At 67.2% G+C, this 15,192-nt stretch carries 6 protein-coding genes and 1 CRISPR repeat array (1 of these 7 cut by a window edge); of the genes, 3 read left to right on the top strand and 3 right to left on the bottom strand.

Features of this window, described 5'->3' with window-relative positions; genetic code table 11:
• Nucleotides 1-4,279: direct repeats of the CRISPR family, unit length 28 nt; unit sequence GTCGACCCCGCGCAAGCGGGGATGATCC; it reaches 4,230 nt to the left of the window's first position.
• Between the two features lie 73 nt (nucleotides 4,280-4,352).
• The 3 genes from ABYF38_RS05725 (at nucleotide 4,353) to ABYF38_RS05715 (ending at nucleotide 5,700) form a co-directional block, all read left to right on the top strand.
• Nucleotides 4,353-4,655, top strand: a complete 303-nt coding sequence (locus ABYF38_RS05725; protein WP_371151439.1) for a hypothetical protein — start codon at nucleotides 4,353-4,355, stop codon at nucleotides 4,653-4,655.
• A gap of 637 nt (nucleotides 4,656-5,292) precedes the next feature.
• A complete protein-coding gene (locus tag ABYF38_RS05720) occupies nucleotides 5,293-5,448 on the top strand; it encodes a hypothetical protein (protein WP_371151438.1) in 156 nt (51 codons plus the stop codon).
• A 3-nt stretch (nucleotides 5,449-5,451) separates the two neighbouring features.
• Nucleotides 5,452-5,700, top strand: a complete 249-nt coding sequence (locus ABYF38_RS05715; protein WP_371151437.1) for a helix-turn-helix transcriptional regulator — start codon at nucleotides 5,452-5,454, stop codon at nucleotides 5,698-5,700.
• Between the two features lie 77 nt (nucleotides 5,701-5,777).
• Here the strand turns inward: ABYF38_RS05715 and ABYF38_RS05710 are convergent, their stop codons facing one another.
• The 3 genes from ABYF38_RS05710 to ABYF38_RS05700 all read right to left on the bottom strand — a co-directional run bounded on the left by ABYF38_RS05710 (nucleotide 5,778) and on the right by ABYF38_RS05700 (nucleotide 15,092).
• On the bottom strand, nucleotides 5,778-6,512 hold the full coding sequence (locus ABYF38_RS05710; RefSeq protein ID WP_371151436.1) for a nitroreductase: 735 nt from the start codon (nucleotides 6,510-6,512) through the stop codon (nucleotides 5,778-5,780).
• A gap of 307 nt (nucleotides 6,513-6,819) precedes the next feature.
• Nucleotides 6,820-11,325 carry a glycosyl hydrolase family 95 catalytic domain-containing protein gene (locus tag ABYF38_RS05705; RefSeq protein WP_371151435.1) on the bottom strand — a complete coding sequence of 1,502 codons (4,506 nt, stop codon included), beginning with the start codon at nucleotides 11,323-11,325 and terminating at the stop codon, nucleotides 6,820-6,822.
• Between the two features lie 149 nt (nucleotides 11,326-11,474).
• Nucleotides 11,475-15,092 (bottom strand): family 20 glycosylhydrolase, encoded by a 3,618-nt coding sequence (locus ABYF38_RS05700; RefSeq protein ID WP_371151434.1) that lies wholly within the window; start codon nucleotides 15,090-15,092, stop codon nucleotides 11,475-11,477.
• Nucleotides 15,093-15,192: the final 100 nt, after the last annotated feature.

Genomic DNA, 15,192 nt, shown 5'->3' with positions numbered 1-15,192 from the left:
ATGATCCCTGCCCGGGAACTCCTAACCTGGGAGCAATTAGGTCGACCCCGCGCAAGCGGGGATGATCCCGCCACCGGATCGTCGTCACCGACAAAGACAAAGTCGACCCCGCGCAAGCGGGGATGATCCCTGCCATCGGGCGCTTGCCGTCAAGGGATCGTTGTCGACCCCGCGCAAGCGGGGATGATCCCTGCTCCATCGCAGATGCCTGAATTTCGCTGGAGTCGACCCCGCGCAAGCGGGGATGATCCATCGACTGGTCCACGGTCGAGCCGGTGGACGTAGTCGACCCCGCGCAAGCGGGGATGATCCATCGACTGGTCCACGGTCGAGCCGGTGGACGTAGTCGACCCCGCGCAAGCGGGGATGATCCCAGGATTACTGGCCGGAGCCTTCTTCTCCGCCGGTCGACCCCGCGCAAGCGGGGATGATCCCGTCATCCCGATGGTCACGAACAAGCCGCAGGCGTCGACCCCGCGCAAGCGGGGATGATCCTCATTGTCTCCACCCGTGGCACCGCCGCCAGCGGTCGACCCCGCGCAAGCGGGGATGATCCCACTACGCAGGCGACATGCTCGCCAAGCTGTTGGTCGACCCCGCGCAAGCGGGGATGATCCCCCGCACCCACAGGGACACAGCAGCTCACACTCGTCGACCCCGCGCAAGCGGGGATGATCCCGTGACCGTGCGTTTTCGCGCCAATATCGCCGAGTCGACCCCGCGCAAGCGGGGATGATCCGGCACCCACATGTCTGACCGCTACGACCCTGCCAGTCGACCCCGCGCAAGCGGGGATGATCCCCCGGGTGGTGTGTGGGTGACCCTCCCGTCCTGGGTCGACCCCGCGCAAGCGGGGATGATCCTTCCAGGTCTCTGTGGACAACAAGTCCGGCGGCGTCGACCCCGCGCAAGCGGGGATGATCCCACATGATCTGCCGGCGCGCAGTATCCCGATGAGTGGACCCCGCGCGAGCGGGGATGATCCTGGTGTAAAAGGGGGCTTAATTCCGTTATTAGTGTGGACCCCGCGCGAGCGGGGATGATCCTGGGGCCTAGGGCGGCTTGGAGGGGTCCAGGGGGTGGACCCCGCGCGAGCGGGGATGATCCCGCGTTCTCGCACCCCGCCGTGCAGAACGTCGCGTGGACCCCGCGCGAGCGGGGATGATCCCCGGACGGGTGTGGATCGAAGCTGTCGATGTGGGTGGACCCCGCGCGAGCGGGGATGATCCCACCTCCATGGTCACGTAGTCCAACTCACCCAAGTGGACCCCGCGCGAGCGGGGATGATCCCGCCAATGCCACCGACGCGCCGAGCGTTGACCAGTGGACCCCGCGCGAGCGGGGATGATCCCGGAAAATCTTGCCGGCCAGCTGCATACAGCGCGTGGACCCCGCGCGAGCGGGGATGATCCCCGTCGGCCGCTTCGAGGGCCCATAGCGCGGCGGTGGACCCCGCGCGAGCGGGGATGATCCTAGGCTGCGTGCCCGCGCCACACGCCACTTTCAGTGGACCCCGCGCGAGCGGGGATGATCCCCACATCATGCGGGCCCCGCAGGTCACGTCCAGGTGGACCCCGCGCGAGCGGGGATGATCCGGCGTGGCCTGGGCCAGTGGCGGGCAGGCCCACGTGGACCCCGCGCGAGCGGGGATGATCCCCAGTCCCACCAGGGCATCGTCGCTTACCTGACGTGGACCCCGCGCGAGCGGGGATGATCCGGCCGTGAGCGAACGGCGTTCCGCACGGCGGGAGTGGACCCCGCGCGAGCGGGGATGATCCCACACTCATCGCGCACTCCTCCTGCCACCACGAGTGGACCCCGCGCGAGCGGGGATGATCCGGCTGAAAATGAATCCGCGCATTTCATTGACTGGTGGACCCCGCGCGAGCGGGGATGATCCCAGCGTCGGTGACGGCTTTGGCAATAGCCTTCGGTGGACCCCGCGCGAGCGGGGATGATCCCTCTGCGACGGACGCACTCTGAACATCGCGCCCGTGGACCCCGCGCGAGCGGGGATGATCCCATGGCGGTACAGGCGTCGAATAGCTCGCCACTGTGGACCCCGCGCGAGCGGGGATGATCCGGGGCCACTCATGCGACGCCCAATCCGACGTAGGTGGACCCCGCGCGAGCGGGGATGATCCCGCGTAGCTGTCGCCGCCGGTGACTCGCAGGGCGTGGACCCCGCGCGAGCGGGGATGATCCTTGCTGGTGGGGATGTCTCCCTCACGGCCCACAGTGGACCCCGCGCGAGCGGGGATGATCCCGTCCGCAGGGTCATACCAATTGACACCAGTAAGTGGACCCCGCGCGAGCGGGGATGATCCCTAGTTCTTGTGGTGAGCGTCACACCAAAACTGGTGGACCCCGCGCGAGCGGGGATGATCCCTTGTCCCAGGCGCGGTCACGGTCACGGTCGGTGTGGACCCCGCGCGAGCGGGGATGATCCCGCCCCGGACCCGGTCAAACCACGACGCCGCCAGTGGACCCCGCGCGAGCGGGGATGATCCGGAAGGCGACACGTGGGCGGGAATGTACCAGCGGTGGACCCCGCGCGAGCGGGGATGATCCCGCCAGGAACCCGTCCCTGAACTCCTCGCTCACGTGGACCCCGCGCGAGCGGGGATGATCCCCGAAAACACTGGCGAAAGGTGTAATCAGAAAAGTGGACCCCGCGCGAGCGGGGATGATCCCTCCTCGACGAGGCTCAGGGGCGGCATCGTGTCGTGGACCCCGCGCGAGCGGGGATGATCCCACCTCGGTTGAAGGGGCGCCATGGGCTGGCGAGTGGACCCCGCGCGAGCGGGGATGATCCTGCGTTGCGTGAACAGCGCTCTTTGGCACACACGTGGACCCCGCGCGAGCGGGGATGATCCGCGCCTATCCCCCCTCGACCTGGGCAGGGGTACGTGGACCCCGCGCGAGCGGGGATGATCCTGCGTTTAGCCTGAAACGCATCCATAAACGTTCGTGGACCCCGCGCGAGCGGGGATGATCCGAGAGGTAAAGAGTTGGCAAAGGAAATTGGTTGGTGGACCCCGCGCGAGCGGGGATGATCCTTGGTTGTGGATAAGTCGGGAAAATGTGAGAAAGTGGACCCCGCGCGAGCGGGGATGATCCGGCTGCCGGACGCGGCTAATCGCTCAAGCTGGTGTGGACCCCGCGCGAGCGGGGATGATCCCAACCCCACCGCCTTCTAGGACCCCACCATGAAGTGGACCCCGCGCGAGCGGGGATGATCCTTGGCTTGACTACGTTGAATGGCCTGACGATGCGTGGACCCCGCGCGAGCGGGGATGATCCCGGCGCGGTCTTCTCCTGGACCAGGAAAACCATGTGGACCCCGCGCGAGCGGGGATGATCCCGTGACCGACGCGCAAAACGACGTCATCCCCGGGTGGACCCCGCGCGAGCGGGGATGATCCCTCGCCGCGCTGGTGCGGGGCGAGCGCCAACCAGTGGACCCCGCGCGAGCGGGGATGATCCCTGTCCCTTGTCCTCGCCAACGGCCTGGGCGAGGTGGACCCCGCGCGATCGGGGATGATCCCACCGCCTTCGGCGAGTTCTGGTCCTCCAAGACGTGGACCCCGCGCGAGCGGGGATGATCCCTGGATTTCCCGGAATTACCCGGACTCGCGGGAGTGGACCCCGCGCGAGCGGGGATGATCCCAACTGGGCGGAGGCCGCCGGCCTGAACTACACGTGGACCCCGCGCGAGCGGGGATGATCCCCGACCCGGAACAGATCGCGGTAGGCCGTAATCGTGGACCCCGCGCGAGCGGGGATGATCCTGGGGGCACTGTGCTTAGCGACACTTTGGCCCCGTGGACCCCGCGCGAGCGGGGATGATCCCGCGGCTGCCTGGCCGAATTATCAGCATAGGGCGTGGCCCCCGCGCGAGCGGGGATGATCCCGTAAGCCGGCCCCGCTATGCGGGTTGTCCCAAGTGGACCCCGCGCGAGCGGGGATGATCCCTTCGTCGGTGAGTTCGCCAAGATGAAGTTCGAGTGGACCCCGCGCGAGCGGGGATGATCCCTCGAAGTAGAAGGGAGGCGAAGCGATGATTGAGTGGACCCCGCGCGAGCGGGGATGATCCCATAAGCCGTGATGCACACCACACCAATTTGGCGTGGACCCCGCGCGAGCGGGGATGATCCCTGCCGTCCTGCAAAGCCTCGATGAAACCAGTCGTGGACCCCGCGCGAGCGGGGATGATCCCTCCCGCCCGGCCCCGGCGGCCGGCATGTAGCTGTCGACCCCGCGCAAGCTGGGATGATCCGTCTGACCTGTGGATGTTGTACGGGCCAGAAGATCCGGCCTTCCCAAGTGGGCAGGATCCCTACTATGAGGCCATGGACGCCGAGCTGAATGAGCTTCTACGCCCGATCGACACCTACGATCGCGGCGTAATCGAGGAAGCCTGGCCTCACCTTGATGCCACGGCCCGCGAGGGGGTCCTGTGCGATCTGTCCCATGGACAGCCAGAGTGGGCGCTGGATATTGCACTGCGTGCTCTGGCCGAGCGCAAGACCGCTCTACCTGAGGCTGTGCTGCGTCCAGCAATCGACGCCTATAACGTAGACGACGAGCTATACCAGCGGATTTACCGCACGTTGCGCGCCAATGCGACGCTTACCCCGCACGACCTGGGGTGATCCGTTGTACCACCGCCAACCAACCAATGGGCGAGAGTCCGCCCCGCACAAACGTAGGTGATCCCATGCAGACCGGCGCGTTCTTGTGAGAGCAATGCTCGATGCCAGCGGCGGAAGTTATGAGGAGTTCTCCGCTGGGACAGTACGACAGTTTAGCCATGCTTGTAGTTAGCAACGACAATTGCCACACTTATCCCGCTTGCGGCTAACCGCACCGGTCGGGCCTTTCACTACCCTAGAACTGGCCCAACCGTGCGATGTTCACCATTCAGCGTGAACATCGGCAAAATCGCCCACGATACGCTTACCCACGGCGTCCCTTCGGATGCCGGCAATGGAGCCTGTGGGTATCAGCCACCCAGCCGCCTCGATATGACTAGCCACAAATCAACTACACCTGCCCAACTCAGTAACGGGGGAGCTGGACGGGTCTAGTTATTTACTCGAAAGGAGGTGACGGGACGGACGCACTCCCCGACTACCTCCTCGGGGCTGGAACGCCCCTGCGAGGCCTCGTATCTTCATCATCGCGATCTAAGATCGCCCGAGGGCGTCGGAACCAAAAGCGCGCGGTAGCCGCAGGCAAGGCCTTCCGGCAGTCCACTCGGAAACCCAAATGGCGAGCGTCCTACATCACATGAAAAATGCAATCCCGTCCGCAACAGCCGCAATCGCGATCTGCGCAGCCGGCATCATGGCGTTCGACCTGCCGCTGGCCATCGACGTGGCGCTGGGTGTTCTGTCAGCCGCTGCGGGCGCAATCGCCCTGCATTCCGCTCTATCCAGGAGGTAGACCGTGACAATCCGCTATCTGAGCCTGGCAGGCTTGGCCGTCCGGGTGGGCATCTCTCACCACACTGCCCGCACCTACCAGCGGGACAACCGCCTCCCCGCTCCCGACGCCATCATCGGGGACGGAGGTGGCACCCACGGGTGGCTGCCGGAGACGGTAGACGCCTGGCAGGCTGCGCGCCCCGGCCGGGGAGCGCGCACCGACTTGCGCAAGCCCGTCGACTCACCACGCGGCCCGACCGCACGGGAATAATCCTCGCCAACCGTCGGCAACTCCACGCTCGCACCGGCTCTACGTGCACCTCAGCAGCACCATCACGCCTGCTCTTGTTAGCTCGCGCTACTGCCTGCACGCGAAGGGATCAGCTCCACCGCCGGGCGCTCGGCTTGGAAGTCGTTCACATGGGCACCAGAGCGATATCCCAGCGCAAAGCCAGTGATCAGCTTGTAGTCGCTGGGGACATTGAACTCGGCGTCCACGGGCCTGCGCCAAATGGCTAGCGAACCCAAAGCGCACGAGTCCACTCCGTGTGACTTAGCAGTGAGGAATAGCGTCTGCAGCATGAGGCCCGCATCCAAAGCCGCAAAAGGCATCAGCCCCTTGTGGACAAACACAAATCCAAGTAGTGGCGCCCCAAACCCACTGAAGTTATCCCGCGCCTGGGCATCACGCGCTTCTCTATCTCCCCTCGCAATGCCCAGGTGTTTGTAGAGCGCAGCACCAAGCCTATTGGAGCGGGCTTTTAGAACAGGTGGATACTTCATTAAGGGGTTGTAGTCCCCGTCAGGTAGTTTTCCGCTCAGTGCCAATCTAATTGCTGCGCCCAGCTGTTTTCGCTGAACCGGCACCGTCCGGTCAAACTCTGACTCGTAGAGACGCACTAGCCGTTCCTTCTGCGCGCCCGTGGCTATGGCCAACTGGTAGGGGCGCGTATTAGACCAAGAGGGCGCCAGACGAGCCCCGTCTAGAATCTGCTCAACTACCTCTGGGCTCAACGGGTCTGGTTTGAAGGAACGCGTGGACCGCCGGGAGTCGGCAAAAGATTTGAACTCAGCTGGTTCCATACTTCAAAGCGTACTGATTTCCCCTTGACGGGGGGAGCTACTTGACCGCCCGAACCACACCACGCATCCGCCCGAACCACGCCACCAACCATCCAAACCACGCGCTCGGGCAATAGACACCGCCCCCTCTCCCCGTCCTCTCCCCTACCCGTTCCCCGTCGCGCCTGCTCCTGCGCCCGCGCTTTTCCACCATCCAGAGACACCGCTGCCCATTCCCCACCTGGGCAAAGAGTGGGGGCCGGGTGGCTGCTGCCACCCGGCCCCGGCTCTCGCTCACCCTCACCGTCTTGGTGGGGCTAGCTCCGTGTCACCTCTTGACCAGGTGACGCAACACGCGCTCGACTGCCGTGCTGACGGACTGGGTTCCGCCCACGATCTGGACTTCTTCCAGCACCGCCACTCGGGACTTCAGATCGTCTGATGCCGCCTTGGGCAGCTTCAGTGGCTCAGTGAGCAGCAGCGCACCGTCGCGGTGGGCGACAGCGCCACCCACGGCCAGCGCGTCGGCAGCCACGGACCCGGTCGCCAGGAAGACGATGCGGGCGTCAGCGGCGTACTTCTTCGCGGCGAGCGCGGCGGTGTCGTAACGGGTAGCTCCGCTCAACACCTCCATCGTGGAGCCGGCGATGTAACCGTGGCTGGTCAGCGCGCGGGTGGCCGCGCCACCCACGGCAACGACCGGAGCCGTCTGGTGCTGGGTGAGGAAGGTGCGGGTCACCGCAGGCATCCGGCCACCGTCGGTGAGCACCACCACGGCGTCGTGACGGCCAGCCACCGCAGAAGCGGAGGAGGCGTCCGGGAAGTTGATGCCGTCGGCCACGAACACCTTGGCGATGCGGCCGTTGGCCTTCTCCGCCACCTTGGCCAGCTCAACGGCCGTGGCGAAACGGTTGTTTCCAGCGGCGCGCGTGGTGGTGATGTTCATGGCCTGCAGGGCAGCAACCTTGGCGTCAGAGACGGACTTGGAGCCACCGGCCACGACCACCTCCTTCACGTTCCACTCGCGCAGCAGGTCCACGACGCCCTTCTCCAGGGTGCCACCGACCGTCAGCAGCAGCGGGGCCTCCAGGGCGGCCGCAGCCGGGGCGGCGGCGATCGCGTCCACGAAGTCGCGGCCGTCGGCCAGGACCACAGTGGTGGGCGCGGTGAAGTTCTCGCGGGCAACCGCGATGGCGGTGTCCACTCGAGAGGAGCCCTGGACCCGCTTGATCACGACCGGTCCGGTCGGGTCCGCCGTGGTGGACGGGGCGGGCGTGGCCGTGGCCGTGGTGGACGGGGCGGGCGTGGCCGTGGCCGTGGTGGACGGGGCAGGCGTAGCGGTGGTGGACACCGACGGAGCAGGCGTGGCCGTCGCAGTCGTGGACGGAGCCGGCGTCGCGGTGGTCGACACCGACGGCGCGGGCGTGGCGGTCGTCGTCACCGACGGGGCAGGCGTGGCCGTCGCAGTCGTGGACGGAGCCGGCGTGGCCGAAGCCGACACCGAAGCCGACACCGAAGCCGACACCGAAGCCGAAGCCGAGGCCGACACGGACGCAGAAGCCGAAGCGGACGGGTCCGGCTGGCACGGCTCACCGGTCACCGGCGGCAGCGTGGGAGCGTTGGCGGCGTCCACGAGGCGAGTGGCGGTGAACTCGGACAGCGAGGTGTAGCGAGCCGAACCACCGGAGGCGTTGTAGGCGCTGGTGGAGGTCAGACGCACGTAGCGGGTCTGGGTGTTGGCCGGCGCCTGGACCATCTTCACGGCCGAGGTGTTGGGCCAGTTGCCGGTGGCAATCTGGGTCCAGTCGTTGTTGTTGGTCGGGGAGACCTCAACCTTGTAGCCGTTGATGCGGCCGTTGGAGGCGTTGGAGCGCGGGGCGAAGAACAGCTTGTCCAGCTTCTCCACCTTGCCCAGGTCGAAGATGATGTTGTGCGGCTGCGGGTCCTCGCCACCGGACCACTTGCTGTGCCAGTAGGTGGCGATGTTGCCGTCCAGGGCGTTGGAGCCCCGACCGTTCTCACCGTTGACCTCTTCAGAGTCCACGGACACCACTCGCATGTCCGACTGCGGGATGGCGATCGGGTCGGCCAGGCGCACGCGGAGCACCTTCTGCATCTCCCAGCCCTCGCCCTTCAGCTTCACCTTCAACGCCACCGAGGCGGGCGCGTTCTGGGGCATGGCCGGGGCGATCACGGAGACGGAGAAGTTGCCGTCGGCGCGCACGGACTGCGGGGCCTGCACCTGCCAGCCCTCGGGGGCCTCGACGCTCAGGGTGGCGCAACCGGTGACACCGGAGATCTCGACCGGCGCGGTCACCAGGCCGCTCCAGGTGCCAGAGGCGCCGGAGACACCCATGGTGACCACCGGGGTGACCACGTACTGGTGGCCCTTGACGGCCTGGAACTCAAGGCCGTTGCTGCTGGCGGTGGTAGCAACGTCGGCGCCGGCGGCAACGTCGTACACGCGCACGGGGCCGGACAGGTCGGCAGAACGCACCTTGATAGCGCCGTCGCGGCCGGCCTTCAGACGGGCCTGCTTCACGGCACCGTTCTCCCACGACACGCCAACCTCGTGGCCGCCACGGGCAACCATGCCGTCGAAGGAGCCGGAGGGCCATGCGGACGGCAGGGAGGGCAGCAGGTCGATCGCGCCGGCGTGGGACTGGACCAGCATCTCGGCGATACCGGCGGTGCCACCGAAGTTACCGTCGATCTGGAACGGCGGGTGGTTGTCCCACAGGTTCGGCAGGGTGGAGTTGGAGATGATGTTGGTGACCATCGTGTGGGCGTGGTCGCCGTCCAGCAGGCGGGCCCAGAAGTTGATCTTCCAGGCCATCGACCAGCCGGTGCCGCCGTCGCCGCGCTGACGCAGCGTCTCGCGGGCGGCGTTAGCGAAGTCCGGGGTCAGGGCGTCGCTGATCTCGTTGCCCGGGTAGAGGGCGTACAGGTGGGAGACGTGGCGGTGGCCCGGCTCGGCGCGGCGCTCGGCAGCGTCGATGGCCGCATCCGGCCACTCCAGGATCTGGCCCTCGTCACCGATGGCGATACCCGGGTCGATCTTGGCCAGGGCGGCGTCCAGGCTGGTGACGAACTCGTCGTTGATGCCCAGCTCGGTGGCGGCGGCCTTGGTGCTCTTGAAGAGCTCGGTGACCAGCTGCTGCGTCATCGCCACACCGGCGGTGAAGGGGCCGTGCTCCGGGGAGTAGGACGGGGAGGCCACGAGCTTGCCGTTGCGCTCCACCAGCATGTCCAGCCAGAACTCGCTGGTCTCCTTCAGGATCGGGTAGGCGCGGTCGCGCAGGAACTCGCGGTCGCCCTCGAACAGCCAGGACTGCCAGAACTCCTGGGCCAGCCAGGCGTTGGCCTCCGGGAACCAGAAGGCAGTGGCCCAGTTACCCAGGCCGGCGAAACCGAAGGGGTTGACCTCGTTGCTGAGCATCCAGCCGCGCGCCTCGAACATGGTGGAGGCGGCGTGGCGGCCCGGCGCACGGTAGGAGTCGATCCAGGTCAGGTAGGCCTCGTCCATCTCAGCCAGGTTGGTGATGTAGACCGGCCAGTAGTTCATCTGGATGTTGATGTTCGGGTGGAAGTCCGCACCCCAGGGGGCGTTGTTGGAGTTGTTCCACATGCCCTGCAGGTTCGCGGGCAGCTTGTGCGCCTCGGTGCTACCGGGGCGGGAGGCGGAGATGAGCAGGTAGCGGCCGAACTGGAAGTACAGCTCCTCCAGGGCGCGGTCCTCTGCGGTCTTGCCGCGGTAGGCGGAGCGCATGCGGTCGGTGTAGAGCGCGGCGCGATCGGCACCCTGCAGGTCCAGGCTCACGCGGCCCATCAGGTCGCTGAAGGACTTGACGTGGTCGGAGCGCAGCTTGTCCCACCCGGTGGTGGCGGCGGCGTTGACGGTCTCGCGGACGCGGGCGTCGGGGGCCTCACCACGGTAGTTCGGGTAGACGTTCTTGTAGTCAGTGCCGGCGGTCCACAGGATGGTGAGGGAGTTGGCGCCGTTGACCGCGATGTTGTTCGCGTTCAGGGTGGTGGTACCACCGTCGGCGATGACCTTGGCCTCCGCAACATACTTCATGTTGTTGGGGTCCTTGCCCGTGGTCAGCGCACCGGCCAGGCGCAAGATGTTCTCGCCCTGCACGGTGGTGACGGCGCCGCCCGCGGGCAGGTTGGAGAAGCTAGCGGTGGTGGTGATCTTGCCGGGCTGGTCGGCGCTCAGGCGGATGGCCACCACGTTGCCCTCGTTGGAGGCCAGGTATTCGCGGGTGTACTTCACGCCGTTGACGGTGAACTTGGTGGCGGCGACACCGTTGCGGATGTCGAGCGAGCGCTCGTACTCGGTGTGACCGGCCAGGCCCTGGGAGGTGAGGACCAGCTCACCGAACTGCGTGTAGGAGCCGTAGCAGACGCGCTCGTGACCCAGCTTGCGGGCCACCTGGTTGGGGGCCATCTTGCCCTGGGAGTCGATGGTCGCACGGACCTCGGCGAGGGCGTTGGGGCGGTCGGACTTGTTCCAGACGCCGTAGTTGTAGCCCCGGCAGCCGGGACCGCCGGACCACAGCGTCTTCTCGTTCATCTGGACCTTGTCGGTCTCCACGCCACCGAAGACGTTTCCACCCACGGCGCCGTTTCCGATCGGCAGGGATTCGCGCTCCCAGTTGGCGGCGGGAGCGGCGTAGCGCATCACCAGGTCCTTGGCCTCCGTGACGGAGGGGACGGTGGGCGATTCCGCCGCGTTAGCCGTTGTTCCGGCGGTTACAAGGCCCGCCGCGACGAGCGCACCGGCGGCCAGGCCAGCCACTGCTCGCCGAAATGGGACAGGGGAAAGAGGCATGTTGGCTCCTACACCATTGAAGGATTACGCGCTTAACCCTAGTTTGGCGCTCTAAATCACGCAAGGAATAGTTGTGGGAGGGAGAACAAACGCGTTCTCCCTCCCACAACGTGGACGGGTTTGGACGACGTTGCCGCCCGCGCTCCTCCTTACTTAAGCAGTGCCTGCACTGCCGCGACGACGCTGGCGTCCACCGAGCGCGGCCCGCCGAGCACGTTGACTCGCTTGACCTTGCTGTCCTGGATGGCCTGGCCGGTCACCGCAGGCAGCTTGCCCGGCTCGGTGAGCAGCAGCGGGCCACCGTAGTTGGCCGCCGCGGCGCCGCCCGCGAGGGCGTCTGCGAATACCTCACCGGAGGCCAGGAAGCCCACCTCGGCGCCCTGGGAGTAGCTGGCCAGCTTGGCCGCCGTCTCGTAGCGGGAGGTGCCGGACACTGCGGTCATGGTGACTCCACCCACGAAGCCCTCCTCGGCGAGCGCCTTGATGGCGGCACCACCGGCGGCGACCACCTTGGCGGAGGGGAAGTGGTCGATCACGGCGAGCGATCTGGCGGGCAGCTGGGTGCCGTTGGACAGCACCAGCACGCCCTCGGAGTTGGCTGCCGCGACACCGGCCGCGAGCGCATCGGGGAAGTTGCGCCCGTCCGCCACGAAGATGTGCTTGGGCGCTGCACCCAGGCGGGCGGTCTTGTCGGCCGCCCTGGCGGCGGTGTCGTAGCGGTCGCCGCCGGCGACGCGCTCCACCTTCATGCCGGCGCTGCGCAGGGTTCGCTCGGCGCCGATGGAGACGGACGACGTTCCGCCCAGGATGGTGACCTTCTTGATCTTCGCGTCGGTGAGCGCGGTGAGCACCTTGGCCTCCAGGTCGGGGGTCACGGTGAGCACCACCGGTGCCTTGAGGGCCTTGGCCAGGGGGCCGGCCGCGACGGCGTCCGCGTACACGCGCCCGGTGGTGAGGACTACCGTGTCCGTGCCCTGCGGGCGCAGCTCGAACGCGGCCAGGGCGGTGTCCACGCGGTCAGCGCCGGCCAGTCGGCCCACTCCGGGCTCCATCACCGGCGGCTGCGGGGCCGGGGTGGTCGGCGCCGGGGTCGTCGGTGCAGGGGTGGTCGGGGCCGGCGGCGTCGGCGTCGGGGTGGGGTCCACCGGCGGCGTCGGCGTCGGGGTCGGCTCCTCCACGCTGAAGACCAGGTCCCAGCTGGCCGTGCTGCCCGGGGCCATGAAGTAGCCGGTCTTGGCCATGGCGATGACTCGCACCGCCGCTACGCCGGCGGGCACCTTGTAGATACCCGTGGGCACGGCCAGACCGTTGACGGTGAAGTAGATGCCCTCCACCTCGGGGATGGTGACCGTGTCGTTGCCGGTGCCCGGCTTGTCGTCGGTCACCAGGGTCGCCGGCGGGTTGGCCTGCTTGGGCGGCACCGTGGTGCTGAAGCTGAGCTCGTAGCGGGTGGTTGCGCCCTCGGCCAGCACGTAGCCCTGGGCGGCCTCGGCGGTGACGACCACGGAGGCGATGCCGCTGGGCACCTTCTTCACGCCGGCGCTCTGGGCCACGCCCAGCACCTTGTAGACCACACCCTCGGTGGTCGGGATGGTGTAGGTGTCGTTGCCGGTGCCGGGGGCGTCGTTCTTCTCGATCGAGGTCACTGGGGTGGCGACCTTGGGCTGCGGGGTGGTGGGAGTCGGGGTCGGCTCTGCGGCCACGTCCTGCAGGATCCGGATTTCCGCGGCGCTGGCGAAGCGGCTGCCCACCTGGGCCGTGACGGCCTCGAACTTCACGTAGCGGGCCTCCACCTTGGTGAAGTCGACCTCCTTGGTGATCGCGCCGCGCGGGAACGAGCCGGAGGCAACCGGGTCGCCCCAGGTCTGTCCGTCGTTGGAGACGTAGATGCGGTAGTTGCGCACCATCGAGTTGCTCGGGTCGTCCGCCAGGTCCTGGCGGGAGGTGTAGCGCAGGCCGTTGATCGGGTAGGAGCGCTTGAGGTCGAAGGTGAGCGAGTGCGGCAGGTTGGTGTGGCCGGTGGACCACGCCGAGTGCCAAAGGGTGTCGGTGCGGCCGTCGAGCACGTTGACCGCCCGACCGTCCTCACGGTTGGTCTCCTCGGAGGTCGCGGTGACAGTGATGTCGTCCACCGGGATGGCGCGGTCGGCCGGCGGCTCCGGCGGGAAGCCGGTCTTTAGGCCGTCGATCACGTCCACGCGGTGCTCCCACACCTCGTAGGTGGCCTTGGAAACACCGGGCGAGTAGACCCGCTCGGCCATGGCGGCCAGCGGCAGGCGGATGCCGTTTGCCACCACTTGCTCGGTCTCCAGGTCCGGCTTGTCGGCCCAGATCGCGTAGGAGGAGCCCAGCACGTGCTCCTTGTCCACGGTCTGGCGGCCGCTGAACAGGGTGGGAACCCAGTTCTCGTAGATCGCGGAGGCGGGGACGCGCTGGTTGTAGGCGCAGGTGGGGCACTTGGGCAGCACGTAGTAGAAGAAGCCGTCGTTGTAGTTGATGAGCTTGTGGCCCTTCTCGATCAGCTTGGCGGTGCTGGGCATGGTGCGGTGCCACTTGGTCCAGTAGGTCACCTGCACGTCAGAGGGCAGCGTGCCGTGGGTGCCGGTGTAGAGGGCGTCGTTCCACACGCGCACGGTCTCAAAGCCGGCGGCGTTCAAGGCGGCGTCCACGGTGCCCAGGTAGTGCATGTAGCCATCCATTACCGAGGCGCTCGCGTTGACGTTGTCACGGGCGTACTGGGCCAGCTGCGGGTACTTGGTCGTCAGCTGGTTGAGGCGGTCGGGGTCGAATACCTCGTCGCCGCCCATGTGCCACTTCTTGGAGGGGAACAGCGGGGCGAGCTCGGTGATGACGTCGGTGACGAACTTGCGGACCACGGGCTTGGAGTAGTCCAGCACCTTCTTCCCCACCTCGTCGGTCCCGATGGCCCACTCCGGGTGCGCCTTGAGCACCTGGTGCATGTGGCCGGGCACGTCCATCGCCGGCACCACGTCAACGTGGTACTCCGCCGCGACAGCGATGATCTCTGCCAGCTCAGCCTGGGAGATGAACTGGGTGGAGAGCACCTCCGGGTAGCCCTTGATCTCCAGGCGGAAGCCCTCGTTCTCAGAGAAGTGCAGCTGGATCTCGTTGAGCTTGTAGAGGCTCAGGCGCTTGATCTGCGCCTTGAACCAGTCGGGGCTGAAGTACTTGCGCGCCGCGTCCACGTGCAGGGAGCGGACCTCGTAGTCCGCCCAGTCGATCACGGTCGCGGCCTGCACGGCGCCGGCGCTCTTGAGGGACTGCAGCACGGTGCGCGTGCCGTTCCAGAGGCCGTCCGCCTCCGGGGCGGTGATCCAGACGGCCCGGTTGGCGCCGGCCTCGACCCGGTAGCGGTCAAAGCCGGGGGCGTCCACCTGCCCGACGGTCAGCACGATGTCGGTCTTCTTGACCTGGTCGATCGTGACCTTGACTACCGGCGGGGCTTCGGTGAACACGTCCAGTTCACCCAGGTCACGCGCGAACACCCGGGCCTCGGCCTCGTAGTCCACGCGGGACATCTCATCGAGGACCACCCGGGTCTCGGCGGTGGGACGCCACGGCGCCACTCCGTTGGCCATGTTCACGGTCTTTAGGGCGGGCACGACTCCCAGCAGGCCCTCACCCGTGAGGGCTGCCGGTGCCGGCGTCTCGTCCGCAACTGCCACCTGGGCACCCGCGACACTCAATAATCCTGTTGCTGCCAGCGCCAAACTAGCGGCGAGGGCAGCAAGTCTCTTCGACTTCATCTTTCCTCCACGTTCGCCTTTGAATACGAGGATTTCCGAAACGCGCTGCGTGATGTGCTTGCCTCTTTACAAGCTGTGGGGGACGCGCAGCGCACGTCCA

It is taken from the genome of Buchananella sp. 14KM1171 (genome assembly GCF_041380365.1).
Lineage (GTDB): Bacteria > Actinomycetota > Actinomycetes > Actinomycetales > Actinomycetaceae > Buchananella > Buchananella felis.
The sequence above is the reverse complement of the archived record's forward strand: the minus strand, read 5'-3'. Positions and strand labels throughout refer to the sequence as shown.